General features: G+C 71.1%; 17 protein-coding genes. 16 read left to right on the top strand and 1 reads right to left on the bottom strand.

All coding sequences use genetic code 11. From position 1 onward, the window contains the following. Positions 1 to 444 precede the first annotated feature (444 nt). The 10 genes from ACFXBC_RS19320 to ACFXBC_RS19275 all read left to right on the top strand — a co-directional run bounded on the left by ACFXBC_RS19320 (position 445) and on the right by ACFXBC_RS19275 (position 12,028). Positions 445 to 600 carry a DUF6131 family protein gene (locus tag ACFXBC_RS19320; RefSeq protein WP_385025431.1) on the top strand — a complete coding sequence of 52 codons (156 nt, stop codon included), beginning with the start codon at positions 445 to 447 and terminating at the stop codon, positions 598 to 600. Between the two features lie 127 nt (positions 601 to 727). Beyond that, on the top strand, positions 728 to 1,723 hold the full coding sequence (locus tag ACFXBC_RS19315; RefSeq protein WP_385025339.1) for an Lrp/AsnC family transcriptional regulator: 996 nt from the start codon (positions 728 to 730) through the stop codon (positions 1,721 to 1,723). 113 nt (positions 1,724 to 1,836) lie between these two features. Next, positions 1,837 to 3,300, top strand: a complete 1,464-nt coding sequence (locus ACFXBC_RS19310; protein WP_385025336.1) for an amidase — start codon at positions 1,837 to 1,839, stop codon at positions 3,298 to 3,300. 24 nt (positions 3,301 to 3,324) lie between these two features. Beyond that, complete coding sequence (locus tag ACFXBC_RS19305; protein WP_385025333.1) at positions 3,325 to 3,552, top strand: hypothetical protein; 228 nt, start codon at positions 3,325 to 3,327, stop codon at positions 3,550 to 3,552. Beyond that, positions 3,549 to 4,997, top strand: a complete 1,449-nt coding sequence (locus ACFXBC_RS19300; protein ID WP_385025330.1) for a sodium:solute symporter — start codon at positions 3,549 to 3,551, stop codon at positions 4,995 to 4,997. The genes ACFXBC_RS19305 and ACFXBC_RS19300 overlap by 4 nt, the downstream gene beginning before the upstream one ends. A 105-nt stretch (positions 4,998 to 5,102) precedes the next feature. Next, positions 5,103 to 6,545: an acyl-CoA synthetase gene (locus tag ACFXBC_RS19295; RefSeq protein ID WP_385025328.1), complete on the top strand. Its 1,443-nt coding sequence runs from the start codon at positions 5,103 to 5,105 to the stop codon at positions 6,543 to 6,545. After that, complete coding sequence (locus ACFXBC_RS19290) at positions 6,538 to 8,004, top strand: carboxyl transferase domain-containing protein (protein WP_385025325.1); 1,467 nt, start codon at positions 6,538 to 6,540, stop codon at positions 8,002 to 8,004. The genes ACFXBC_RS19295 and ACFXBC_RS19290 overlap by 8 nt, the downstream gene beginning before the upstream one ends. A gap of 374 nt (positions 8,005 to 8,378) precedes the next feature. Continuing rightward, complete coding sequence (locus ACFXBC_RS19285; protein WP_385025322.1) at positions 8,379 to 9,692, top strand: MFS transporter; 1,314 nt, start codon at positions 8,379 to 8,381, stop codon at positions 9,690 to 9,692. A 95-nt stretch (positions 9,693 to 9,787) separates the two neighbouring features. Next, the gene (locus ACFXBC_RS19280; protein WP_385025319.1) at positions 9,788 to 11,002 is read left to right on the top strand and encodes an MFS transporter; all 1,215 of its coding nucleotides are present in this window, start codon (positions 9,788 to 9,790) and stop codon (positions 11,000 to 11,002) included. 192 nt (positions 11,003 to 11,194) lie between these two features. Beyond that, entirely contained in the window at positions 11,195 to 12,028 is an 834-nt protein-coding gene (locus ACFXBC_RS19275) for an aldo/keto reductase (RefSeq protein WP_385025316.1), read from the top strand. A gap of 48 nt (positions 12,029 to 12,076) precedes the next feature. Here ACFXBC_RS19275 and ACFXBC_RS19270 read toward each other — a convergent pair whose 3' ends face one another. Then, positions 12,077 to 12,754 carry a TetR/AcrR family transcriptional regulator gene (locus ACFXBC_RS19270; RefSeq protein ID WP_385025313.1) on the bottom strand — a complete coding sequence of 226 codons (678 nt, stop codon included), beginning with the start codon at positions 12,752 to 12,754 and terminating at the stop codon, positions 12,077 to 12,079. A 75-nt stretch (positions 12,755 to 12,829) separates the two neighbouring features. Here ACFXBC_RS19270 and ACFXBC_RS19265 point away from each other — a divergent pair, with 75 nt between their 5' ends. The 6 genes from ACFXBC_RS19265 to ACFXBC_RS19240 all read left to right on the top strand — a co-directional run bounded on the left by ACFXBC_RS19265 (position 12,830) and on the right by ACFXBC_RS19240 (position 22,999). Next, entirely contained in the window at positions 12,830 to 14,467 is a 1,638-nt protein-coding gene (locus tag ACFXBC_RS19265; protein ID WP_385025310.1) for an FAD-dependent monooxygenase, read from the top strand. Between the two features lie 161 nt (positions 14,468 to 14,628). After that, on the top strand, positions 14,629 to 16,668 hold the full coding sequence (locus tag ACFXBC_RS19260; protein ID WP_385025307.1) for a bifunctional aldolase/short-chain dehydrogenase: 2,040 nt from the start codon (positions 14,629 to 14,631) through the stop codon (positions 16,666 to 16,668). Between the two features lie 368 nt (positions 16,669 to 17,036). Then, a complete protein-coding gene (locus ACFXBC_RS19255) occupies positions 17,037 to 18,425 on the top strand; it encodes a rhamnulokinase family protein (RefSeq protein ID WP_385025428.1) in 1,389 nt (462 codons plus the stop codon). A 270-nt stretch (positions 18,426 to 18,695) separates the two neighbouring features. Beyond that, positions 18,696 to 19,871, top strand: a complete 1,176-nt coding sequence (locus ACFXBC_RS19250; protein ID WP_385025304.1) for a hypothetical protein — start codon at positions 18,696 to 18,698, stop codon at positions 19,869 to 19,871. A gap of 159 nt (positions 19,872 to 20,030) precedes the next feature. Next, positions 20,031 to 21,860, top strand: a complete 1,830-nt coding sequence (asnB, locus tag ACFXBC_RS19245) for an asparagine synthase (glutamine-hydrolyzing) (protein WP_385025301.1) — start codon at positions 20,031 to 20,033, stop codon at positions 21,858 to 21,860. A 221-nt stretch (positions 21,861 to 22,081) separates the two neighbouring features. Further along, positions 22,082 to 22,999, top strand: a complete 918-nt coding sequence (locus ACFXBC_RS19240; protein ID WP_385025298.1) for a glycosyl hydrolase family 18 protein — start codon at positions 22,082 to 22,084, stop codon at positions 22,997 to 22,999. The last annotated feature ends 44 nt before the right edge of the window (positions 23,000 to 23,043 follow it).

Raw genomic sequence — 23,043 nt, 5'->3', positions numbered from 1 at the left:
GGCCCCCCCCCGGGGGGGGGGGGGTGTGTGGGGGGGGGGCGGGGGGGGGGGCGCGGCGTGTCCCGTGGGTTGGCCCCCGCCGGCCCCGCCGGGGCGCCAAACACCATGTCACCACCGGCGCACCGTCCGGGGCGCCGGGGCGTGCCGCTCTCCGCAGCCGGCTCCGTGGGGCGCGTCGCCGTGGCGGCCACAAATCGTGCCCCGGCTTCACCTCTTCGTGTCTTCTCTCCGCGTCTTCGTGCGGGACCCATGACCCGCGTGTGCATGGGCTGCGGAGGGCCGGGCACACGGATGGAGCACAAAAGGGATCCAGCAGCCACCGATCACGTGGAAGGCCGCGATGTCCCCTGGCCCAGGTCGTGTACCGGGCATGAAGAGGGCGATGCGGATTCCCGCAGGACAGGAATCCGCGCGCACTGAAGAGACGTGAAGATCGGAACTGACATGATCATCCTCGGTGTCATCCTGCTCATCATCGGCCTGCTGGTCGGTATGTCCCTGCTGACGACGGTCGGCGGCATTCTCGTCGTGGTCGGCGCACTTCTCTGGATACTCGGCGCGACCGGACGCGCGGTCGGCGGGCGTAAGCACTACTTCTGACCGGGCCGGCGGCGATTGCCTGCCGGCCGGACCGACCCCGACGGCCTGCCGGGCTCCGCACCGCCGCCTCCGGGGTTCCTGGGTACGGGGCACCGGCCCTCGTACCCGGACCGCATAGGGTCGCGATGTGACGCCACCGACGACTGTGACACCGCCTGTCCGGCAACTCGACGCCCTCGACCGCCGTATCGCCGCAGCGCTCCAGATAGACGGGCGGGCGCCCTGGCGGCGGATCGCCTCCGCGCTCAGGGAGCCGGAGCGGAAGGTGGCCCGGCGCGGTCTGCGGCTTCTGGAGAGCGGGCGGGTGTCCGTCACGGGCCTTGTGGTGCGCGGGGAGACCGTGATCCTGCGGATGAACTGCCGCCCGGGAGCGGTACGGGACGCGGCGGCCGCGGCGGCCGGACGCGACGACGCCGTCTTCAGCTACGTACTGGCGGGGGCAGTCGACTGCGTGGCCGAACTGCAGTGCCCGCCGGGGCAGTTGGCGCATCTGATGCTCGATGAGGTTCCTGCCCTGCCCGGACTTCTCTCGCAGAATGTCTCGCCCGTTCTGCGCTACTTCCGTACGGTGCACGAGTGGCAGCCGGAAATCCTGGACGAGGACGAGATCGCGGCGCTCGGCGGCCGCTCTCCCGTCGCGGACGGCGTCGCCGTGCCGGACTCCGACGTGGGGCCCGAGGAGCGGTCGATCCTGCGGGCGCTGGCCGAGGACGGGCGGTGCACACATGAGGAACTGGCCGCGGTGGCGGGTGTCTCGCTGGCCACCGCCCGTCGGCGAGTGGAATCGCTGACCCGCGACGGACTCGTCAGTATCCGGGCCTCCATGGAGCCCGCGCTGCTCGGCCTGCCGGTCGAGGCGCTGCTGTGGATCAAGACGCGTCCCGACGAGGTGGAGGCCGTCGGGCAGCTGCTCGTCGCCTCACCGCTCGTACGGTACGCGGCGGTCGTCATGGGCGAGTACCAGCTGCTTGTCGATGTCACACAGCCTTCCAAGGCGGCGCTGCACGAGTTCCTGACCGCCGCGCCGTGGGTGCGGCGCGTCCAGGCGGTCCAGTCCCATCTGGTGGTCGAGGCGCTGAAACGGAGCGGGACGGCCACACCCCTCCTCCGGGGTTATGTCTGACGCACCTTCTGGCCCGTTGACCAGAATATGCAAGTGAAAAATATCAGCGTCTGAAAAACTCATGTACGCAGGTCTGTTGACTTATCTGGTCAGCGGCCTTCAATGTGTGCCGCATGATCGAAGACACGGCCGACAGCCTCTGCATGCTCGACGCCACGGAACTCGCAGAGCGTCTGCGCAGCCGCGACCTCTCGGCCCGTGAGGTCGTCCGGGCCCATCTCGACCGGATCGCCCGGATCAACCCCGCGGTCAACGCCATCGTCACCCTGGACGAGGAGGGTGCGCTCGCCGCGGCGGCCGCGGCCGACGAGCGTATGGCGCGGGGCGTGGCGACCGGCCCCCTGCACGGGCTGCCGATCGCGTTCAAGGACACCCATCTGACCCGCGGAATGCGCACCACCCATGGTTCGCCGCTCTTCGCCGACCATGTGCCGGACGAGGACGAACTCCTGGTCCAGCGCATCGAGGCGGCGGGCGCCATCCGTATCGGCAAGACCAACGTGCCCGAGTTCGCGGCGGGTTCGCACACGTTCAATCCGGTTTTCGGCGCGACCCGCAATCCGTACGACACCGGGCGCTCGGCCGGTGGCAGCAGCGGAGGCGCAGCGGCCGCGCTCGCCGCCGGACTGCAGCCGCTGGCCGATGGCAGCGACATGGGCGGCTCGCTGCGCAACCCCGCCTCCTTCTGCAACGTCGTGGGACTGCGGCCCACCCCCGGCCGGGTCCCGTCCCACCCCTCCGGCGATGTGTGGGACACGCTCGCGGTCCCGGGCCCCATGGGGCGCACGGTCGCGGACACCGCCCTGCTCCTCTCCGTTATGGCGGGCCCCGACCCCCGCTGCCCGCTCTCTCTGGAGATGCCGGGCCATGTCTTCCGCGCGCCCGCGGGGAATGGAGGGCGTGCACATGGCCGGGCGGGCGGTCAGCTGACGGGGCTCCGGGTCGCCTGGGCGCCCGACCTCGGCGGGCGGGTGCCTGTCGACCGGGACGTGGCCGGTGTACTGGAGCGACAGGCGGCGGTCTTCGAGGAGTTGGGGTGTCATGTCGAAGAGGCATGCCCGGACCTCGATGGCGCCGAATACGTCTTCAGGACCCTGCGCGCCCAGGCGTTCAGCCTCGGATTCGGACCGCTCCTGGACCAGCGGCGCGACGCGCTCAAGCCCAGCCTCGTCCAGAACATCGAGGAGGGGCGGCGCCTCACCGGCGCGGACCTCGCGCGCGCCACCGCCGAGCACAGCCGTATCCATCTGGCCGCGACCGACTTCTTCGAGCGGTACGACGTGCTGCTCGCGCCCGTCAGCCAGGTCTCCCCGTTCCCCGTCGGCGAGGAGTACCCCACGCTGATCGACGGGCGGCCCCAGCACAGCTATCTCGACTGGATGCGCTCCGCGTACTTCCTCTCCGTACTGGGTGCCCCCGCCCTTTCGGTGCCCGCCGGTTTCACCGGCGCCGGGCTCCCCGTCGGCCTGCAGATCGTGGGCCCGCCGCGTGCCGACGCCGCCGTGCTCGACGTCGGCGCCGCCTTCGAGGCCGCGACCCGGCACGGGCGCCGGCGGCCGGTCATCGCCCCTGCCTGAAGCTGTCGCATCCCGGGAGTCCCCATGAGAAGACTGCACCTGATCTGGGCCGTCGTGCCCGTAATGGCGTTCCTCAGCACACCGTTCCTGCCCTTCGTGAACGGGCCCCACCTCTGGCTCGGCGTCCCCTCCGTACTGGCCTGGTGCCTGTTGTGGACCGCCGGGACGACAGCAGGACTCGCCCTCACCGACCGCTTCGCCCTGCCCGCCGAGGCGCGCGAGGACACCCCCGAGACGGAGACCGCGGCATGAACAGCACCAGTGTCATCGCCACGACCGGCATGCTCGCCATCGCCGTGGTCGGATTCGGCAGACGCCGCCCGGCCAGGGGAAGGCTCGGCGAATGGACCGTGGGCGAAAGGAAGTTCTCCACCTTCACCACCTGGTTTCTCCAAGCGGGGGAGTCCTTCACCACCTTCAGCTTCCTGGGCCTCGCGGGTCTGGCCTTCGGTGGCGGGGTCGCCGCCTCGTACGCCCTCTGCTACCTGGCCATCAACTTCGTCCTGCAGTACTTCACCGCCCCGAGAATGCGCCAACTCGGCGCCAAGCACGGCTATCTGACGCAGGCCGACTTCTTCGCCGAGCGGTACCGCAGCCCGCTCCTGGGCCGGGTCGTCGCCATCGTCGGGGCCGTGTTCCTGCTGCCCTACCTCCAGTTGCAGATCAGCGGACTCGGTCTGATCGTCCAACTGGCGACGGGCAGCCGCACGGGCGGCAACCTCAGCATGATCCTGGCCACCGTCCTGACCGTCGGCTTCGTGCTGTGGTCCGGTATCCGGGGAGTGGCCCGCGTCGCCTACCTCAAGGACGCGCTGATGGTCGTCGGACTCCTCGTCCTGTTCATCGGGGTCGCGATCTCGGTGAAGGGCGGTGTCGGCGGCCTCTTCGAGACCGTACGGAACACTCGCCCCGATCTACTGACGCTCGATCAGAAGGGTTATGACGCCACCTTCTTCGTCAGCGCGGTCATCATCTCCGGTATCGGCGGCGGACTGGGAACCATGGCCCATCTGTGGCCGCCGGTCCTCGCGGCCCGCAGTGGCCGGGCACTGCGCTCCAACGCCGTCTGGCTGCCCCTCTACCAGATAGCCCTCGGCATCCCGGTCATCGTCGGATTCGCCGGGATCCTCATGGTTTCACCGGACTCGCCCGGGAACGCGGTGGCGCTGACGCTCGCCGGTCAGACCCTGCCGGGCTGGCTGGTCGGCGTGGTGGCGGTCGCCGCGGCATCGGCGGCCATGGTGCCGTCCGCCGCGATCATCGTGGGCATCTCCAGCCTGCTGTCCCGCAACGTCCTGAGCGTCCGCAGTGAGCGCACCCAGCTGCGCACGAACCATGTGTGCGCGGTCGTGGCCGCGGCCCTCGCACTCTGTCTCGGGCTGTCCCGCCCCGACCTTCTCGCCAATCTCCTGCTGCTCACCTTCGGCGGACTCAGCCAGCTGGCCCCGGCGATCACCATGGGCCTGGCCAGGAAGGTACGCCTGGACGCGGTCCCCGCACTGCTCGGCATCCTCACCGGGGTCGCGGTTCTCACCTGGCTGACCTTCGGCGACGTGGACCTGGGGACAATGGACCCGGGACTGGTGGCGCTGCTGCCCAACCTCGCCGTCACCGCGGTGGCGCAGCTGGTGGTGCGGTCGCGTACGTCCGGTGAGGAGCCCGGCGGCGTACCGGGTAAGAGGGTCGGGGTGGCCTGAGAGGAGGAGTACCTGGACCGACCGACGCCGACGACAGCGCGTCGCGCGACCCCGCCGACCGCCCGCCCCGCTCAGCCCTCCACCACGAAATGAGGAGTCCGACGTATGCCCCCTCTCTTCCCGGCCCTGACCGCCGGCTCGGCCCGTCCCGCGCTGACCTTCGGCGACCGGTCGCTCACCCATGCCGAACTGGCCGCGGCAGCAGGTGTGTTGGCGTCCCGGATCGGCGGGGCCGGCCGGATCGCCGTCTGGGCCACGCCCACCCTGGAGACCGCCGTGGGCGTGGTCGCCGCGCTGCTCGCCGGAGTGCCCGCCGTACCGCTCAATCCGCGTACCGGTGAGCGCGAGCTGACGCACATCCTGTCCGACAGCGCCCCGTCGCTGGTCCTCGCGGCGCCAGGCGACGAACTGCCCCCGGCGCTGACCGGGCTGGACCGGCTGGACATCGACGTACGGGCGGCGTCCGGGCCTCCCCAGCTCCCCGCCGAGCCGTCCGCCGGGGCGCCCGCGCTGATCGTCTACACCTCAGGCACCACCGGACCGCCCAAGGGCGTCGTCCTGCCCCGCCGGGCGATCACCTCCACGCTGGACGCGCTGGCCGACGCCTGGGAGTGGACCGGCGACGACGTACTGGTCCACTGCCTCCCCCTCTTCCACGTCCACGGGCTGATCCTGGGTATTCTCGGACCGCTGCGCCGGGGCGGGTCCGTGCACCATGCCGGCCGCTTCGAGACGGCCGCGGTCGCCCGCGAACTGGCCGCCCACGGAACGATGTTCTTCGGCGTCCCCACCATGTACCACCGCATCGCGGACGCCCTCGCCGACGACCCCGCGCTCTCCGCTGCGCTGTCCGGTGCCCGCCTCCTGGTGTCGGGGTCGGCCGCGCTCCCCGTGTACGACCACGAGCGCATCGCCTCGGCCACGGGGCGGCGGGTCATCGAGCGGTACGGCATGACGGAGACCCTGATGAACACCAGCGTCCGCGCCGACGGCGAGCCCCGGCCCGGCACGGTCGGCGTGCCGCTGAACGGGGTGCAGGTCCGGCTGGTCGAGGAGACAGGCGAGGAGATCACGGCGTACGACGGTGAGAGCGTCGGTGAGATCCAGGTGTCGGGCCCCAACCTGTTCACCGAGTATCTGAACCGCCCGGACGCGACCGCCGCGGCCTTCGACGGCGAGTGGTTCCGTACCGGCGACATGGCGACGCGCGATCCCGACGGGGCCGTACGCATCGTCGGCCGCAAGGCCACCGACCTCATCAAGAGCGGCGGCTACAAGATCGGCGCGGGGGAGATCGAGAACGCCCTGCTCGACCACCCTTCGGTACGTGAGGCGGCGGTCACCGGGGAGGCCGACCCGGACCTGGGGGAGCGCATCGTCGCCTGGATCGTCCCCGCGGACATGCGGCGCCCGCCCACCGCCGACGAGCTGAGCCGGCATGTGGCACAGCAGCTGGCTCCCCACAAGCGGCCCCGCGAGGTGCGGCTGCTCGACGAGCTGCCCCGCAACGACATGGGCAAGATCATGAAGCGCGCGCTGCATGCCTGAGGCGTGGACCGCACGCGAGGCGATCGGCGCCGTGGCGGATCCGGGTTCCTTCACCGAACTGGCGCCCCCGCCGCGCGCCGGAGCGGCCGACGGGGGCCCCCGCGGGGGCGGGGGCGCCGGCTCGGGGGCGGGGGGGCGGGGGCCCGCCCCCCCGCCCCCCGGGGGGGGGGGGGCGGGGCGCGGCGGCGCGGGGGGGGGGCGCGCGGGCCCCCCGCCGCCCCCCCCGCCCCCCCCCCCCACGACCGGTGAGCGCGAGTCCGTGGTCTGCGGGACCGCGTCGGTCGGCGGCAGCGGCGCCGTTCTCGTCTCCTTCGAGTTCGGCTTCCTCGGCGGCTCGCTCGGCGAGGCCACCGGTGACCTCCTGGAGGCGGCCTTCACCCTGGCGGGGGAGCGGCGCCTCCCGCTCGTCACGCTGACCGCCACCGGTGGCAGCCGGATGCAGGAGGGCATGCGGGCGCTGACCCAACTACAGCGTGTGGCACGGCAGTCCGCGCTGCTGCGGGCCGCCGGTATCCCGCAGATCGCGGTCGCGCGCGACCCCACGACGGGCGGTGGCTGGGCCACCCTCGGAGCCGGTGCGGACATCGTCCTCGCGCTGCCCGGCGGGCAGGTGGGATTCGCCGGATCACGGGTACGGCCACCGGACGCCGACCCGGCCGCGTACAGCGCCGAAGGTCAACGGGCCGCCGGGCACATCGACGCGCTGGTCCACTCCGATGAGCTGCGTACCGCCCTGGCCGACTGGCTGTTGCTGCTGTCCGGACCGCGGGGCGCCGAGGCGCCCGAGCCGCCCGGCACGCCTGTCACCGGACCGGGGCGCGGCCTCACCGGCCTGGAGGCGGTCGCCCTGGCCCGGTCAGCCGGTCGCCCACGGGCCGCCGCCTGTCTCACCGCCTACTTCGGCGGCCCCGTCCGGGAGATCTCGGGGGACCGGTGCGGCGGCACCGACCCGGGGATGCGCTGCGGCTTCGGAATCCACCGGGGGCGGACCGTCGCCTACGCGGCGCAGTGCGGTACGCCGACCCGTCCCGCCGGTTACCGCACCGCCACCCGTCTGGTCACCCTCGCCGACGCTCTGGGCATCCCGGTCCTCACCCTCATCGACACACCCGGCGCCGCCAACGACGCCGAAGCGGAACGGTCCGGGGCCGGTCCGGCCATCGCCGGGCTCTTCCACGCCATGGCCACCGCCCGGGTGCCGCTCACCTCGCTCCTCGTCGGCGAGGGCGGTTCCGGCGGCGCACTGGCGCTGGCCGCGCCGGGCAACCTCTGGGCCGCGCAGGACAGTTACTTCTCGGTGATCGCGCCGGAGGCGGCCGCCGCCATCCTCAAGCGCGGCCCGGACCGGATCGGGGAGACCGCCGAGCAACTGCGTCTGCGCCCCGAGGATCTGGTGGAGCTGGGCATCGTACGCGGAGTGGTGAGCCTCGGCGAAATGAGTCTCCCACCTGCTCACTGAGGCCGTACGGCAGGGACGCCGGGCCCCGCCCGGGGCGGACCGCCTCCGGCCGGGGCCCGGCTCAGTGCTGCGGGCCAGTCCTCAGGCCTCGTCCGGCCCCTCGTACGCCTTCGCCGGACAGCCCGAACACAGGCTGACGGGCCGTCAGTTCGAAGACCGTTCCGATCAATCGCGGCCCACCTCTTGACACGTTTCCATTCATCGATGAATCTACATGAAACTTGTTATTCATGGCGTGGCAAGGGTGCGGGGCGGGACTCCACCGTCCGCCGGCCCGCACCTGACCGTACGTGGGCGGGCGCCGGGAAAGACGACTTCCACGAGGATAGGACCTAAGTGGGACGATGCCTGAAAATAAGCTAGCTCCTGTTCCGGTGGCAGAGCCGGAACTCGTCCCCTTTGACGACGCGCCTCTCAACAGATTCCATATCAAAATCACCGCGCTCACCTTCGGGGCCAATTTTTCCGACGGATACCAACTCGGCGTCATCGGAATCGCGTTGACGCTCATACGGCCCCAGATGGGATTCGGCTCCGCCTGGGAAGGGCTGCTGGGGGCCTCGGCGCTCATCGGTATCTTCATCGGCAGCATCACCCTCGGCTGGCTTGCGGACCGCATAGGACGTCAGCAGCTCTACATGCTGAACTTCGTTCTGATCACTGTGGCGTCGATCGCGCAGTTCTGGGCCGGCGGGCCGGTGGAGCTCTTCGTCCTGCGGCTCCTCATCGGGATCGGGATCGGCGCCGACTACGCGATCGGGCCGACGCTCGTGGCCGAATTCTGTCCCCGGCGCCACCGCGGATTTCTGCTGGCCTCGCTCACCGCCATGTGGACGATCGGCTACATCTGCTCCTTCTTCTTCGGCAACTACCTCATCGACCAGGGCGGCGACGCCTGGCGGTGGCTGCTGGCCAGCAGTGCGCTGCCCGCGCTGGTGGTCCTGCTCATGCGCATCGGCACCCCGGAATCACCTCGATGGCTGATCAGCAAGGGGCGGGTGGAAGAGGCCCGTGCCGTCGTGGAGAAGTACATCGGCCGGCATGTGGACTTCGCCTCCATCGCCGCCGGTCCCGGCACCGAGAAGGCCCCCTCGGCCTCCTATCGCGGACTGTTCAGCGCGGAACAATGGCGCAAGACCGCATTCGGCGTCCTCTATTACAACTGCCAGGTCATCCCCTACTTCGCCATCTACACATTCCTGCCCATCGTCATGGCCAAGTTCGGGCTGAAGGGCGGTTTTCTCGGCGACGGGCTGCTGAACGTTTTCCTTCTGCTCGGCAGCATCGCCGGACTCTGGTTCGTGGCGCGATTCTCACGCCGCGGATTCGTCATCGGGTCCTTTGCGGTGATGGCTGTCGCACTGGGCCCCATGGGGGTCTGGCCGGGAGCGCCGAAGCTTCTGCTCTTCGTTCTCTTCCTGGTCTTCACCTTCATGATGTCGGCCTCGTCCAATCTCGACCAGGTCTATCCCCCTGAGCTCTTCTCGACGGCTCTGCGCAGTTCCGGTGTCGGACTGCTCAACGGCCTCAGCCGGGTCGGTTCCGCCGTCGGCACCTTTCTGCTGCCGATGAGCATCGACCATCTCGGCTTCTCGCCGTCCATGACGATTCTCAGCGTGTTCCTGGTACTCGGCGCCGTGGTGTCCTTCGCCTGGGCGCCCGAGACGTCCGGGGCGACCCTGGACTGAGACGGACGGACCCGGCGGGAGCGCCCTGCCCCTGCCGGGTCCGCCCGGACCTTCCCGCGCCGCGCCGGGGCGCCCCGGTCGTTACGGTGTTCGCTATGGACAGAGCATCGACGAGCCCGGCGCCGGCGCGGCCCTGGCAGTACAAGGCGGCCGCGTTCACCTTCGCGGTCGGCATGGCCGGAACCACTCTGCCCACCCCGCTGTACGGGCTCTACCAGGAGCAGATCGGGTTCTCGTCACTGATGGTGACGATCATCTTCGCGACGTACGCGGCCGGAGTCATCGCCGTACTCGTCCTGGCGAGCGACTTCTCGGACCTGCTGGGCCGGCGCCCGGTGCTGCTGGCGGCGCTCGGGTTCTCCGTGGCGAGCGCGCTGTGCTTTGTCTTCGAGGGGGGCCTGCCGCTGCTCTTCACCGGCCGGGTCCTTTCCGGGCTGTCCGCGGGGCTCTTCACCGGCACCGCCACCGTCGCCGTGATGGAGCTGGCGCCGGGAGACCGGCGCGGCCGGGCGGGATTCGCGGCGACCGCGGCGAACATGGGCGGCCTGGGCTGCGGGCCACTGCTGGCCGGGATTCTGGCGGCCTACGCGCCCTGGCCGCTGCGGCTGCCGTACCTCGTCCACCTGGGGCTGCTGGCGCTGGCCATCGCGCTGACGCTCCCGCTGCCCGAGACCGTACCCCGCCGCGAGCCGCGCCCCGCGCTGCGGCCCAGGCTGCCACACGTACCCCAGCAGGTACGCGGCGTGTTCGTCCCCGCCGCGCTGGCCGCTTTCGCCGGGTTCTCGATGTTCGGTCTTTTCACCTCGGTCGCACCGAGCTTCATGGCCAAGACACTGGGAGTGCAGGACCTGGCGGTATCCGGAGCGGTGGTCTTCGCGGCGTTCGCGGCCTCCACGGTGGGGCAGTTGGCGATGGTCCGGATCGGTGTGGCGCGCGCGCTCCCCGCAGGGTGCTTCGTACTCGTGGCCGGAATGGTGTGCATCGGCTGCTCCCTGCTGTTCACCTCGCTGGCGCTGCTGGTGGTGGGCGCGGTGGTGTCGGGGCTCGGCCAGGGACTCTCGTTCAGGGCCGGGATGGCCGCGGTGAGCGCCCGAGCGCCCGAGGACCGGCGCGGCGAGACCACGTCGGCCTACTTCGTGGTGGCGTATCTGGGCATCTCACTGCCGGTGATCGGAGTCGGAGCGCTCACCCTCGCGCTCGGCCTCCGCGACGCCGGGCTGGTCTTCGCCGCCTGTGTGGTGGTGTTCGCCGCGGCGGTCGGCGGACGGCTGCTGCGCCACCCGTCTGTGGAGCCCGCCGGATCCGGGTGAACGGAGCCACCGCACGACGGCCCCGGACCCGTCAGCCCCGGGCCCGGCACCCCGTATGACCGGTGACGGACAGGGCCGGGGCTGACGGGCCCGCCGTCCCGCGGCCTGCGATCCTGGATCAAGCCCCCGTGGCTACGAGGTCCGCCCCGGTCCGGGACAGGGCCCAGGCGCGCACCAGAGGAGAGACCCACGATGACAGCGGTTCGCACAGTGACACTCCCCTCCGGGGCCGCGGTGCCCGCTCTGGGGCAGGGCACCTGGCACATGGGGGACGATCCCGCGCGGCGCTCCGGCGAACTCACCGCGCTGCGCCGGGGTATCGACCTGGGCATGACGCTGATCGACACGGCGGAGATGTACGGGAGCGGCGCCGCCGAGGAACTCGTCGGCGAGGCGATCCGCGGCCGGCGGGACGAGGTCTTCCTGGTGAGCAAGGTACTGCCGTCGAACGCCGATGCCCGCGGCACCGTCAAAGCCTGCCGGGCGAGCCTGCGCAGGCTGGGGACCGACCGGATCGACCTCTATCTGCTGCACTGGCCCGGCGGCGTACCGCTCGCCGAGACGGTCGAGGCCTTCGAGGCGCTGGTGGCGGACGGCAGTATCGGCTCGTGGGGCGTCAGCAACTTCGACGTGGACGATCTGGACGGGCTGCCGGGCGGGGCGCGCCCCCAGACGGACCAGGTGCTCTACAACCTCACCCGGCGCGGCCCCGAGCACGCGCTCCTCCCTCGGTGCCGGGAGCTGTCGGTGCCGGTCATGGCGTACTCACCGGTCGAGCAGGGCCGGTTGCTGGGGCACCAGGCCCTGGGGGCGGTGGCCGCCGCGCAGGGGAGCACCCCGGCTCAGGTGGCACTCGCCTGGGTGCTGCGGCACGAGAACGTCATCGCCATCCCCAAGGCATCGTCCGCGGCCCATGTGGAGGAGAACCGGGCGGCCCTCGATCTGCGCCTCACCGACGAGGACCTGCGGGCTCTGGACGGGGCATTTCCTCCCCCGGCGGGGAGGGGAACGCTGGAGATGCTCTGACCCCGGGGTGGCCGGGACGGAGGGCATGTTGCGGTCCAGCGCGAGGGGCTACCCCCGGGACGGGCCCGGTGCCGTACCCCAGTCCGCGCCGACGCCGCCCTCCAGGGCGTCGAAGAGCCGGCCGGCCAGGAGACGGAGACCGGGGTGGATCGCGTCCGCCCTTTCCCCGGCGGCCGTACGCCGTGCCGCTTCACGGTTGACGGTGTCACGGATGGTCTGCACCGACGCGGCCGTATAACGCACTTCCGGATCGAGCGGCGAGCGGCCCGCGGCGACGGCCAGGGCCTCCGTCAGCGCGACCGTCGCCTCCTCGGACATCTCGCGCCAGCGGGCGCTCAGCGCCGGGCTGTCCAGGACCACTTGCAGGAAGTGGCCCATGCCGTCGACCAGGCCACTCAGGGGATGGCGTTCGTCGATGAGGCGCAGGACCATCCGGCGCAGCGCCGCCAGCGGCGGTTCGTCAGGATCGCGGTCCTGGACCGTCGCGGTGAGCAGAGAGGTGATCTCCGGCCCGCGGTCCAGATAGAGGTTCTCCTTGCGCGGAAAGTAGTTGAAGACCGTCATCGCGGACACGTCCGCCGCCTCGGCGATCTCGGCCACCGTGACGGCCTCGAAGCCGCGCTCCAGGAACATCCGCGTCGCGACGCCCGAGATGTGGTTCCGCAGTTCCCGCTTCTTGCGCTCCCGCCGCCCCAGTGGGGGTGCGTCGGCCTGCCTGTCTGCCATGGGCCCACCGTACGAGAAAAATGGATTCGGCTCAAAGCTTGTAGTCAATAAAAGTTTTCGCGCATACTCGTTCCCATGACAACTCACCCCATGCCCGAGGAGTTCGACGCCGACGTGCTGATCGCGGGGGCAGGGCCGACCGGCCTGATGCTCGCCCATGAGCTGGGCATCGCCGGGGTCTCCTGTCTCGTCGTGGAGCGCAACACCGAGATCGATCCGACGGTCAAGGCCGGAGCGATCGGCCCCCTCGCCGTGGAGGCCCTGCGGCGCAGAGGACTCGGCCCCGCCCTGGACGCGGCTTCGCTGCGGACCATGTCCGACATCCTCAGCAACTTCCGCGCCAAGAACCCCGAACTCGACGCCCGTATGCGTGATCTGGAGGAGACCGGCGCCTCGTCCGGCGAGGTCGCCGCCACGGTCGGCAGGAAGGCGGCCTTCGGCGGCAAGGGCCATTTCGCCGGCCTGTGGAGCATCGACGCGGCCAAACGCGGTGAGAGTGAGCGGGCGATGGCGGTGGTGGGCCAGCAGGCCCTGGAGGCGATCCTCGGGGAATCGGTGGCAGCGCTGCCCCGGGTGCGGATCGAGCGCAGACGGGCCGTCACCGGACTGACCCAGGACGCCGGAGGTGTGGACGTCGGGACCGACGGGCCGGGGGGACGGAAAACACTGCGCGGCCGCTGGCTGGTGGGGTGCGACGGCGGGCGCAGCCTCGTACGGAAGCTCAGCGGCTTCGTGTTCCCCGGTACGGAACCGACTATGACGGGGCATCAGATCGTGGCCGATTACGCCGACCCCGATGCACTCCTGCCGTACGGCTGGCGCCGTACCGAGACCGGCATGATGGCCTATGGACCGACTCCCGGCCGGCTCTTCCTGGCGCGCTTCGACGGTCCGCCCGCCGACCGTGACGCACCGGTCACCGTCGAGGAACTGCAGGCGGCGGCGAGCCATGTCACGGGTACGGACGTCGTCGTGACCGCGGTCAGGTCGGCCACGCGCTTCACCGACAACGCCCGCCAGGCGACCGACTACCGCAGCGGCCGGGTCCTGCTCGCGGGCGACGCGGCACATGTGCACTCGCCGTTCGGCGGGCAGGGACTCAACCTCGGGCTCCTCGACGCCGTCAACCTGGGCTGGAAGCTGGCGGCGGTGGTCGGCGGCCGGGCGCCCGACGGGCTGCTCGGCACGTACACCGCCGAACGTCACCCGGTGGGCGCCCGCGTCCTGGCCAACACCCGCGCACAGGTCGCCCTGATGCGTCCCGGCCCGCATGTGGGGGCCCTGCGCGACCTCATGGGTGAGCTGCTGGAGGAGGTCGACGAGGCCAACGCGTTCTTCGGGCGCATGCTGGGGGGCCTCGACAGCCGGCACCCGATGCCGTACGCGGACGGGGTGTCCGAGGAGTCGATGCCGCTGCTCGGGTGCCCGGTCCCGGACCTGCGCCTCGACGACGGTTCGCGGCTGTCGGACCACACCGTGACCGGCCGCGGGGTACTCATCGCGCCGGGAGCGGAGGCGGGACCGGCGGCCGACTGGGCGCCATGGGTCGGGCTGGTGGCGGCGGGCCTGGCCGCGGAGGAGGCGCACCGCGGTATCGCGGCCCTGCTGATCCGCCCCGACGGCATCGTCGCGTGGTCCGCCGGGACGGGCACCCCACCGGACCACGCGCTCCTGGAGAAGGCGCTGACGGCCTGGTTCGGTGCACGCGGCTGACCGGGAACGGGGCCCGGGGCAGAGGAACAGGGGCTGCTGAAAGGATTCATGTCACACAAGTGATCGCACGGGTGCGGGTCAATGTCTTGACGGACTTCTTCCGTACGGGCCATGTTTGATTCGTTTCAATCGGGCGACCTCACCTCGTAAGGACTTGTCTCATGGCCTCCGCGACCCCGTCCGAAGAACTGCTGGCCCGCTCGCACCGGCTCGGCTCCGATCCGCGCAACACCAACTACGCGGGTGGCAACACCTCCGCCAAGGGCACCGGCACCGACCCGGTGACCGGGGGCGAGGTCGAGCTGATGTGGGTCAAGGGCTCCGGCGGCGACCTCGGTACGCTCACCGCCGAAGGTCTCGCCGTACTGCGGCTCGACCGGCTCCGGGCGCTCAAGGACGTGTATCCGGGGGTGCACCGCGAGGACGAGATGGTCGCCGCCTTCGACTACTGCCTGCACGGCAGGGGCGGTGCGGCGCCGTCCATCGACACCGCGATGCACGGCCTGGTGGACGCGGCACACGTCGACCACCTCCACCCCGACTCGGGAATCGCCCTCGCCTGCGCGGCGGACGGCGAGAGGCTGACCGCCGAGTGCTTCGGCGAGCGGGTCGTGTGGGTGCCGTGGCGCCGCCCGGGATTCCAGCTCGGGCTGGACATCGCCGCCGTGCGGGAGGCGTATCCGCGGGCGACCGGCTGTGTACTGGGCGGCCACGGCATCACCGCCTGGGGCGGCACCTCGGAGGAGTGCGAGGAGAACGCGCTGCACATCATCCGCACTGCCGAGACCTTCCTCGCCGAGCACGGCAGGGCCGAGCCGTTCGGGCCGATGGTCGAGGGGTACGCGGCCCTCGGCGGCGCGCAGCGCAGGGAGCGGGCCGCGCAGCTGGCCCCGGTGATCAGGGGGCTCGCCTCGCAGGACCGGCCGCAAGTGGGCCACTTCGACGACCGCGGGGCCGTCCTCGACTTCCTCGCGAGCGCCGGGCACTCGCGGCTGGCGGCCCTCGGCACCTCCTGCCCGGACCACTTCCTCCGTACCAAGATCAGGCCGCTCGTTCTCGACCTGCCGCCCACCGCACCGCTCGACGAGACGGTGGCGAGGCTCGGGGAACTGCACACCGCGTACCGGGAGGAATATGCCGCGTACTACCACCGGCACGCGGAGCCCGGCTCGCCGCCCATGCGGGGCGCGGACCCGGCGATCGTGCTCGTCCCGGGTGTCGGGATGTTCTCCTTCGGCAAGGACAAGCAGACGGCGCGGGTGGCGGGGGAGTTCTATGTCAACGCGATCAATGTGATGCGCGGCGCCGAGGCTGTCTCGTCCTATGCGCCCATCGAGGAGTCGGAGAAGTTCCGCATCGAGTACTGGGAGCTGGAGGAGGCCAAACTGCGGCGGATGCCGGCGGCCAGGCCGCTCGCGGCCCGGGTGGCTCTGGTGACGGGGGCGGGCAGCGGCATCGGGAAGGCCGTCGCACACCGTCTGGTGGCGGAGGGGGCCTGTGTGGTGGTCGCGGATCTGGACGGTGACAGCGCCGCAGCCGTGGCCGCTGAGCTGGGCGGTCCGGACCGGGCTGTCGCGGTGACCGTGGACGTGACATCCGAGGAGCAGATCGCCGAGGCGTTCAGGACCGCGACGCTGGCGTTCGGCGGTGTCGATCTGGTGGTCAACAACGCGGGCATCTCCATCTCCAAGCCGCTGCTGGAGACGACCGCCCGGGACTGGGACCTGCAGCACGACATCATGGCGCGCGGCTCCTTCCTCGTCTCGCGCGAAGCGGCACGGGTGATGAGGGCCCAGTCCCTCGGCGGCGACATCGTCTACATCACTTCAAAGAACGCGGTCTTCGCCGGCCCGCACAACATCGCGTACTCCGCCACGAAGGCCGACCAGGCCCACCAAGTACGACTTCTCGCGGCAGAGTTGGGGGAGTACGGGATCCGGGTCAACGGCGTCAATCCGGACGGGGTCGTACGCGGGTCGAGGATCTTCGCGGGCGGCTGGGGCGCGCAGCGCGCGGCGACGTACGGGATCGAGGAGGAGAAGCTCGGCGAGTTCTACGCCCAGCGCACCCTCCTCAAGCGCGAGGTCCTGCCTGAGCATGTGGCGAACGCGGTGTTCGCGCTGACGGGCGGGGACCTGACGCACACCACTGGGCTGCACATCCCGGTGGACGCGGGCGTCGCAGCGGCGTTCCTGCGCTGACTCCTGGCCGCCCTCATCCGGCGGGGCTCCTGCGCCCGCTCGCCCGGTCCGCCACGGCGGCGCTCGTGCGGCCCGGGCCCGTTCCCACGTTACGGCGGCGCTCGTGCGAGCCGGGCCCGCCCTCACGTTACGGCGGCGCTCGTGCGACCCGGGCCCGTCCCCGCCACCGCGGCGCTCGTGCGACCTGAGTCCACCCCGCTACGGCGGCGTTCCCGCGCTGACCTCGGTCCGTCCTCCCTGTCACCGCGGACGCGCCCCGCACGCCGTCTCCGCAGTCCACCCGACGACCCCTCCGCGAGGCCACCGTGACCCCCGCTGCCCCCCTCACCTTCGCCGCAGTCGACCTCGGTGCCTCCAGTGGGCGGGTGATGGCCGTCCGGATCGGCCCTGACGTAATTGACCTGACGGAGGCTCACCGCTTCCCGAACCGCCCCGTACGGACGGGCGGCACCCTGCACTGGGACGTGCTGTCGCTGTACGCGGGCGTGCTCGACGGGCTGCGGGCCGCGGGGCCGGTGACCTCGGTCGGTATCGACAGCTGGGCCGTCGACTACGGGCTGCTCGACGCGGACGGCGCGCTGCTCGGCAATCCGGTGCACTACCGCGACGGCCGCACCGAAGGGGTCGCGGAGCGAGTGTGGCAGACGGTGCCGGCCGCCGAGCTGTACGCGGCCACCGGAGTGCAGTACGCACCCTTCAACACGCTCTATCAGCTGTTCGCCGCCCAGGGGAGCGCCCAACTCGCTGCGGCTGAGCGCCTGTTGCTCGTGCCCGATCTTCTGACGTACTGGCTCACCGGGCAGCCGGGCACCGAGCTGACCAACGCCTCCACCACCCAGCTGATCGATCCGCGCACCGGTGACTGGGCCCACGGCATCGCCGGACGGCTCGGCATCGACCTCGGGATGTTCGCTCCGCTGCGCAGACCCGGCGACCCGGCGGGGCTGCTGCTGCCGCACGTCCTGGAGGAGACCGGGCTGACCGGCCCGGTCCCGGTGACCGCGGTCGGCTCGCACGACACCGCGTCCGCGGTGGCAGCGGTACCGGCGTCCACCGCCCGCTTCGCGTACATCTGCACCGGCACCTGGTCGCTCGCGGGCCTGGAGCTGGACGCCCCCGTCCTGAGCGAGGCGAGCCGGGCGGCGAATTTCACCAATGAGCTCGGCACCGACTCCACCGTCCGGTATCTGCGCAACATCATGGGCCTCTGGCTGCTCCAGGAGTGTCTGCGGGCCTGGGGTGGCCCTGATCTCGCCCCACTGCTGCGGGACGCCGCCGGCATACCGCCGCTGAGGTCGGTCGTGGACGCGGGCGACACCGCGTTCCTCGCCCCCGGCCGGATGCCCGAGCGGATCGCCGCCGCCTGCCGCGCCACCGGCCAGCCCGTTCCGCGTACCCAGGCGGAGACGGTCCGCTGCATCCTCGACTCACTGGCCCTCGCGCACCGCCGCGCGATCGCCGCCGCCATGAGACTCGCCGACCGACCGGTCGACACCGTGCACATCGTCGGCGGCGGAGCCCGCAACGCCCTGCTGTGCCAGCTGACCGCCGACGCCTGCGGCCTGCCGGTCGTGGCGGGCCCGGCCGAGGCCGCCGCCCTCGGCAACGCGCTCGTCCAGGCGCGCGCCCGTCGCGTACTGGACGACCGTGCCGCCATACGTGTGCTCATCGCCCGCACCCAGCCGCTGGTGCGCTACGAACCGCGGGGCAACGCCACGGCGTGGGGCGCTGCCGAGCGGCGGGTGCATGACAGGTGAGCCGGTCCCCGGCCGATGGCCCGGTTGGTGGCCGGTGGTCTGCCCCGCCCGGTGTCCCGCCCCCGCCCGGTGACCCGGTTCGCGGCCGGGTGGCACGGTTCGGGTGGGCGGTTCCGTCGCCGGGCCGGCGGCGGCCAGGACCGGCACCGCGCGCTGCCCTGACATCCGCGTACGGTCGTTCGAGCGTGGTGCGGCGCGGACGGGGTACCTTCCATCGACAGGCCCACGGACCATACTGGTCGGGCCCCGAGCCCCCTACAGAACGATCACATGGCCAAGAAGAGCACCTCAACGACGCCCGTCCCGGACACCGTATGGCTGGGGAGGGGGCGCCACCTCGGGCCCGAGCCCGAGCAGGACGTCCGGCGTAACCTGATCGCCCTCAAGGCGGCCGGGGTGCTCGGCGACTTCCGGGACCTCGACCCCGCCGAGGCCGCGCGCTCGACCGTCCTGCACCCGCGGGACGAGTCCGCCGACCCGGGCCCGTCGGCCCGCCGCCTCTTCGAGGCCCGCTGGCCGGTGGCCGACGACGTCACGGTGCGCGCCCAGCTGACCACCTACGATCCCGAGGCCCGCCGCAAGGAGGGTGAGGGCGTCACCTGGGTCCTCGCCGCCGAGGCCGAGCGGCCGTGGCAGGCGCACTGGCCCTCGCCCGCCACCATGTTCTGGCCGGACAGCGACCAGGTCCCCTGGGACCACGAAACCGTGCCGGGCGTACGTCTGCGGACGGTGAACCATCTGCCGAAGGACGACGACGAACTGCGCCGCCGGCTGCGCGAGTGCACGCGGCAGAGCTGGTTCGTCCATGTCGTGGTGCATGAGGCGATGACACCGGACGAGCGGGGCAGACAGCCCGTCTCGGTGTTCCTGCCGCCGAGCCTGCGGCACCGGGTGGTCGAGCACCGGGCCACGCCGGAGCAGACGCAGATCGCCGATGTCGCGATGAAGCGCGAGCTGGGTGTGCGGCTGCCGCGCGGTGGCGCCGTCATCCTGCCCATGGACGCGCAGGGCTCGGACATCGATGCCGGGCGTTTCACCGTACGCAATGTCTTCCTGGACGGCTCGGCCCCGGCGGAACTCCTCGGAAAGATCACGGAGTTCGCCGCGCTGCCCCGCCCGCTTTCCGCCGACGCCGAGCGGGCGCTGAACCGGCTGCGCCACGGCTGGCACCTGCTCACCCCGGACGAGGAGCTGGTCCACGCCCAGGGCATGGTCGCGCAGTACGCCGATGCGCTGGACGCCATGACGAACTCCCGTGATCTGTACCGGGAAGCGGCCGAGGCGGCGCACGCGGCGCTGGCCGAGGCGACCGGTGGCGACGGCGTGCCCCTGCCGCCGTCCTCACAGGCGCCGGGACAGGCGAGGGCAGCAGCCACCAAGGCCGACGGCTCACCGCTGAGCGCTCTCACGAAGGCGTTCGGGCGGCTCCGGGATCCGCGCAAGTAGGAGCGGACCGGCGCCGTGCCGCCGGGTTCGAAACACGAACTTAACAAGTGTTTACCGGTGAGAAACACCACTCCGCCGGTTCGTCGCTCTGGGTGGTGGAGCCCGCACAGCAAGAGAGATGGTTGTTACACCTAATTCCCCCACGGAGAGGTGTCTTCTGTGTGCGGCATAACTGGATGGGTTTCCTACCGACGCGACCTGACGGCCCATCGGGAGACCGTCGACGCCATGACCGAGACAATGTCCTGCCGCGGCCCCGACGCTCAGGGGGCATGGCTGACACCGAGGGCCGCGCTCGGACACCGCCGGCTCGCCGTGATCGACCTTCCCGGCGGCGCCCAGCCGATGGAGGCGCGTACGGAGAACGGCACGGTCGCGATGGTGTACTCCGGCGAGGCGTACAACTACACCGAACTGCGTGAGGAGTTGCGCCGCCAGGGCCACCGCTTCGAGACCGACTCCGACACCGAGGTCGTGCTGCGGGGCTACCTCCAGTGGGGCGAGGAGCTGGCCGGGAAGCTCAACGGCATGTACGCGTTCGCGATCTGGGATCCGCGGACCGAGAAGCTGGTCATGATCCGCGACCGGATGGGGATCAAGCCCTTCTACTTCTACGAGACCGACGACGGCGTGCTGTTCGGCTCGGAGCCCAAGGCCATTCTGGCCAACCCGCTGGCCCCGGCCGTTGTGGGGCAGGACGGACTGCGGGAGATCTTCTCGTTCGCCAAGACCCCCGGCTTCGCGGTGTGGGAGGGCATGCGGGAGCTGAAGCCCGGTCATGTGGCGGTCCTGGACCGCAACGGCCTTCGTGAGTACGCCTACTGGCAGCTCGAAGCCACCGAGCACACCGACGGCCGGGAAGCCACCGTCGCGCATGTGCGGGAGCTCCTTGAGGACATCATCGCCCGTCAGCTCGTCGCGGACGTGCCCCGCTGCTCCTTGCTCTCCGGCGGACTCGACTCCTCCGCGATGACCGCGCTGGCCGCCAGGCAGCTCGGCGAACAGGGCGAGACCGTAAGGAGCTTCGCCGTCGACTTCCCCGACCAGGCGAAGAACTTCCGCGCCATGGACATCAGTCCGACCCAGGACACTCCCTTCGTGCACGCGGTCAAGGAGCACATCGACTGCGATCACAGCGACATCATGCTGGACGGCGCCGCGCTGTCCGACCCGGCCGTACGGCGGGCGGCCGTCGCCGCGCGCGACCTGCCGGTCGGACTCGGTGACCGTGACAACTCGCTCTATCTGCTGTTCGCCGCGGTCCGCGAACAGTCCACCGTCGCCCTGTCGGGGGAGTCGGCCGACGAGGTCTTCGGCGGATATCCCTGGTTCCACGACGAGCGACGGCAGGCAGCGACTTTCCCCTGGCTGGCCGGAGACTCCCCGATCGACCCGAGCGGCGTCCTGTCCGGCGACCTCGCCGGGACGCTGGAGCTCGACTCCTATCTGCACGACAGCTACGCCACCGCCTTGGCCGAGGCCCCGTTGAAGGAGGGCGAAAGCGGTCTGGAGAAGCGGATGCGGCAGGTCTGCTACCTGCATCTGAGCCGGATGGTGCAGTCCCTTCTGGACCGCAAGGACCGGATGAGCATGGCGGTGGGTCTTGAGGTCCGGGTGCCCTTCTGCGATCACCGGCTGGTGCAGTACGTCTTCAACACACCGTGGTCGATGAAGACGTTCGACGGGCGGGAGAAGAGCATCCTGCGCGAGGCCACCCGCGACCTGCTGCCGGAATCGGTCGTGCAGCGCAAGAAGAGCGGTTATCCCGGCAGCTTCGACCCGCACTATGTGGCGGCCATCCAGGCGCAGACCTCCGACCTGCTCGCCTCCGGCCACCCCGCGCTGGACCTGTGCCATCGCGCCCGGCTCCAGGAGGCCGTCGGGGCCGACGGCGCGACGATCACCACACAGCAGCGCTCGCACCTGGAGAGGGCGCTGGATCTGTCGGTCTGGTTCGATCTCCACAAGCCCGAGATCAGGCTGGGCTGAGCCTCACTCGCGGCTCCGCCGCCCCGGGTCTCACTCCTCACTCGGGGCGGTGCCCCGAGAGGCGCCCCTGCGAGGAGGATCCCCGGGGCGGCAGGGGCGGGTTGAGGGGTCTTGTCGCTGCTGTCGCCCAAGTCCGCTGTCCAGAGCGAAGAGTTGGCGCACTTGTGGAGCGGGCCGAAAGGCGCTTTCATGGGCGCCCCCCCCACATGAGGAGACCCGCAATGCGCTGGAAGAGGTTCCTGGCAACGTTGTCCGGTGCGGCAGCCATCAGTCTGGCGGCGCCCCTGGTGACGGCCGCACCGGCACAGGCGGCCACTGACCATCGTGTCGTCGTCTACTACCAGACCCAGTTCAACAGCGGTTCGTATGTCTCCCCGAAGGGGCTGACCGACCACGGCACGGGCGTCACGGATGTGATCGTCGGCGCGATCCACCTCAACGACGGAGGTGGTGTCACGCTCAATGACACCTCGCCCGACGACGCCAAGTTCGGCCCGATGTGGGACGACCTGGCGGCGATGCAGAGCAAGGGCGTCCATGTGCTGGGCATGGTCGGCGGTGCCGCGGCGGGCAGCTTCCAGCGGCTGGACAGCGACTTCGACACGTACTACCCGAAGCTGAAGAACGTCGTCACCACCCACCACCTGGACGGCCTGGATCTCGATGTGGAGGAGGGGATGTCGCTGGCCGGCGTCGAACGCGTCATCGACCAGCTGCACAGCGACTTCGGTGCCGGCTTCCTCGTCACGCTGGCGCCCGTCGCCACCGCCCTGAACGGCGGAGGGAATCTCTCCGGGTTCGGCTACGACGCCCTCTACCGTGACCGGGGATCGTCCATCAGCTGGTTCAACGCCCAGTTCTACTGCGGCTGGGGATCGCTGGACGACACCAGCGGCTACGAGGGTGTCGTGAACCACGGAGTCGTCCCGGCCGGGAAGGTGGTGGCGGGCACCATCACCAACCCCGCCAACTGCGGCAGCGGATACGTGCCCATGGACACCCTCAAGTCGACCGTGTCCCAGCTCTCCGGCAAGTACGGCGACTTCGGGGGAGTGGCCGGGTGGGAGTACTTCAACTCGGATCCGGGCGGAACAGCCGCCCCCTGGGAGTGGGCCGCGAACATGTCCGCTGCCATGTAGGGAATGACCGGCCGGGCCGCCGCCGTGCACCGGGCCCCTGACCC

Source organism: Streptomyces sp. NPDC059398, from assembly GCF_042751845.1.
GTDB lineage: Bacteria > Actinomycetota > Actinomycetes > Streptomycetales > Streptomycetaceae > Streptomyces.
This window is presented reverse-complemented; position numbering and strand designations above follow the sequence as displayed.

Coding starts and splice junctions, on each gene's coding strand:
- ACFXBC_RS19320 (WP_385025431.1), top strand. CDS start 445: ATGATCATCCTCGGTGTCATCCTGCTCATCATCGGCCTGCTGGTCGGT.
- ACFXBC_RS19310 (WP_385025336.1), top strand. CDS start 1,837: ATGATCGAAGACACGGCCGACAGCCTCTGCATGCTCGACGCCACGGAA.
- ACFXBC_RS19305 (WP_385025333.1), top strand. CDS start 3,325: ATGAGAAGACTGCACCTGATCTGGGCCGTCGTGCCCGTAATGGCGTTC.
- ACFXBC_RS19300 (WP_385025330.1), top strand. CDS start 3,549: ATGAACAGCACCAGTGTCATCGCCACGACCGGCATGCTCGCCATCGCC.
- ACFXBC_RS19295 (WP_385025328.1), top strand. CDS start 5,103: ATGCCCCCTCTCTTCCCGGCCCTGACCGCCGGCTCGGCCCGTCCCGCG.
- ACFXBC_RS19290 (WP_385025325.1), top strand. CDS start 6,538: ATGCCTGAGGCGTGGACCGCACGCGAGGCGATCGGCGCCGTGGCGGAT.
- ACFXBC_RS19280 (WP_385025319.1), top strand. CDS start 9,788: ATGGACAGAGCATCGACGAGCCCGGCGCCGGCGCGGCCCTGGCAGTAC.
- ACFXBC_RS19275 (WP_385025316.1), top strand. CDS start 11,195: ATGACAGCGGTTCGCACAGTGACACTCCCCTCCGGGGCCGCGGTGCCC.
- ACFXBC_RS19270 (WP_385025313.1), bottom strand. CDS start 12,754: ATGGCAGACAGGCAGGCCGACGCACCCCCACTGGGGCGGCGGGAGCGC.
- ACFXBC_RS19265 (WP_385025310.1), top strand. CDS start 12,830: ATGACAACTCACCCCATGCCCGAGGAGTTCGACGCCGACGTGCTGATC.
- ACFXBC_RS19260 (WP_385025307.1), top strand. CDS start 14,629: ATGGCCTCCGCGACCCCGTCCGAAGAACTGCTGGCCCGCTCGCACCGG.
- ACFXBC_RS19255 (WP_385025428.1), top strand. CDS start 17,037: ATGGCCGTCCGGATCGGCCCTGACGTAATTGACCTGACGGAGGCTCAC.
- ACFXBC_RS19250 (WP_385025304.1), top strand. CDS start 18,696: ATGGCCAAGAAGAGCACCTCAACGACGCCCGTCCCGGACACCGTATGG.
- ACFXBC_RS19240 (WP_385025298.1), top strand. CDS start 22,082: ATGCGCTGGAAGAGGTTCCTGGCAACGTTGTCCGGTGCGGCAGCCATC.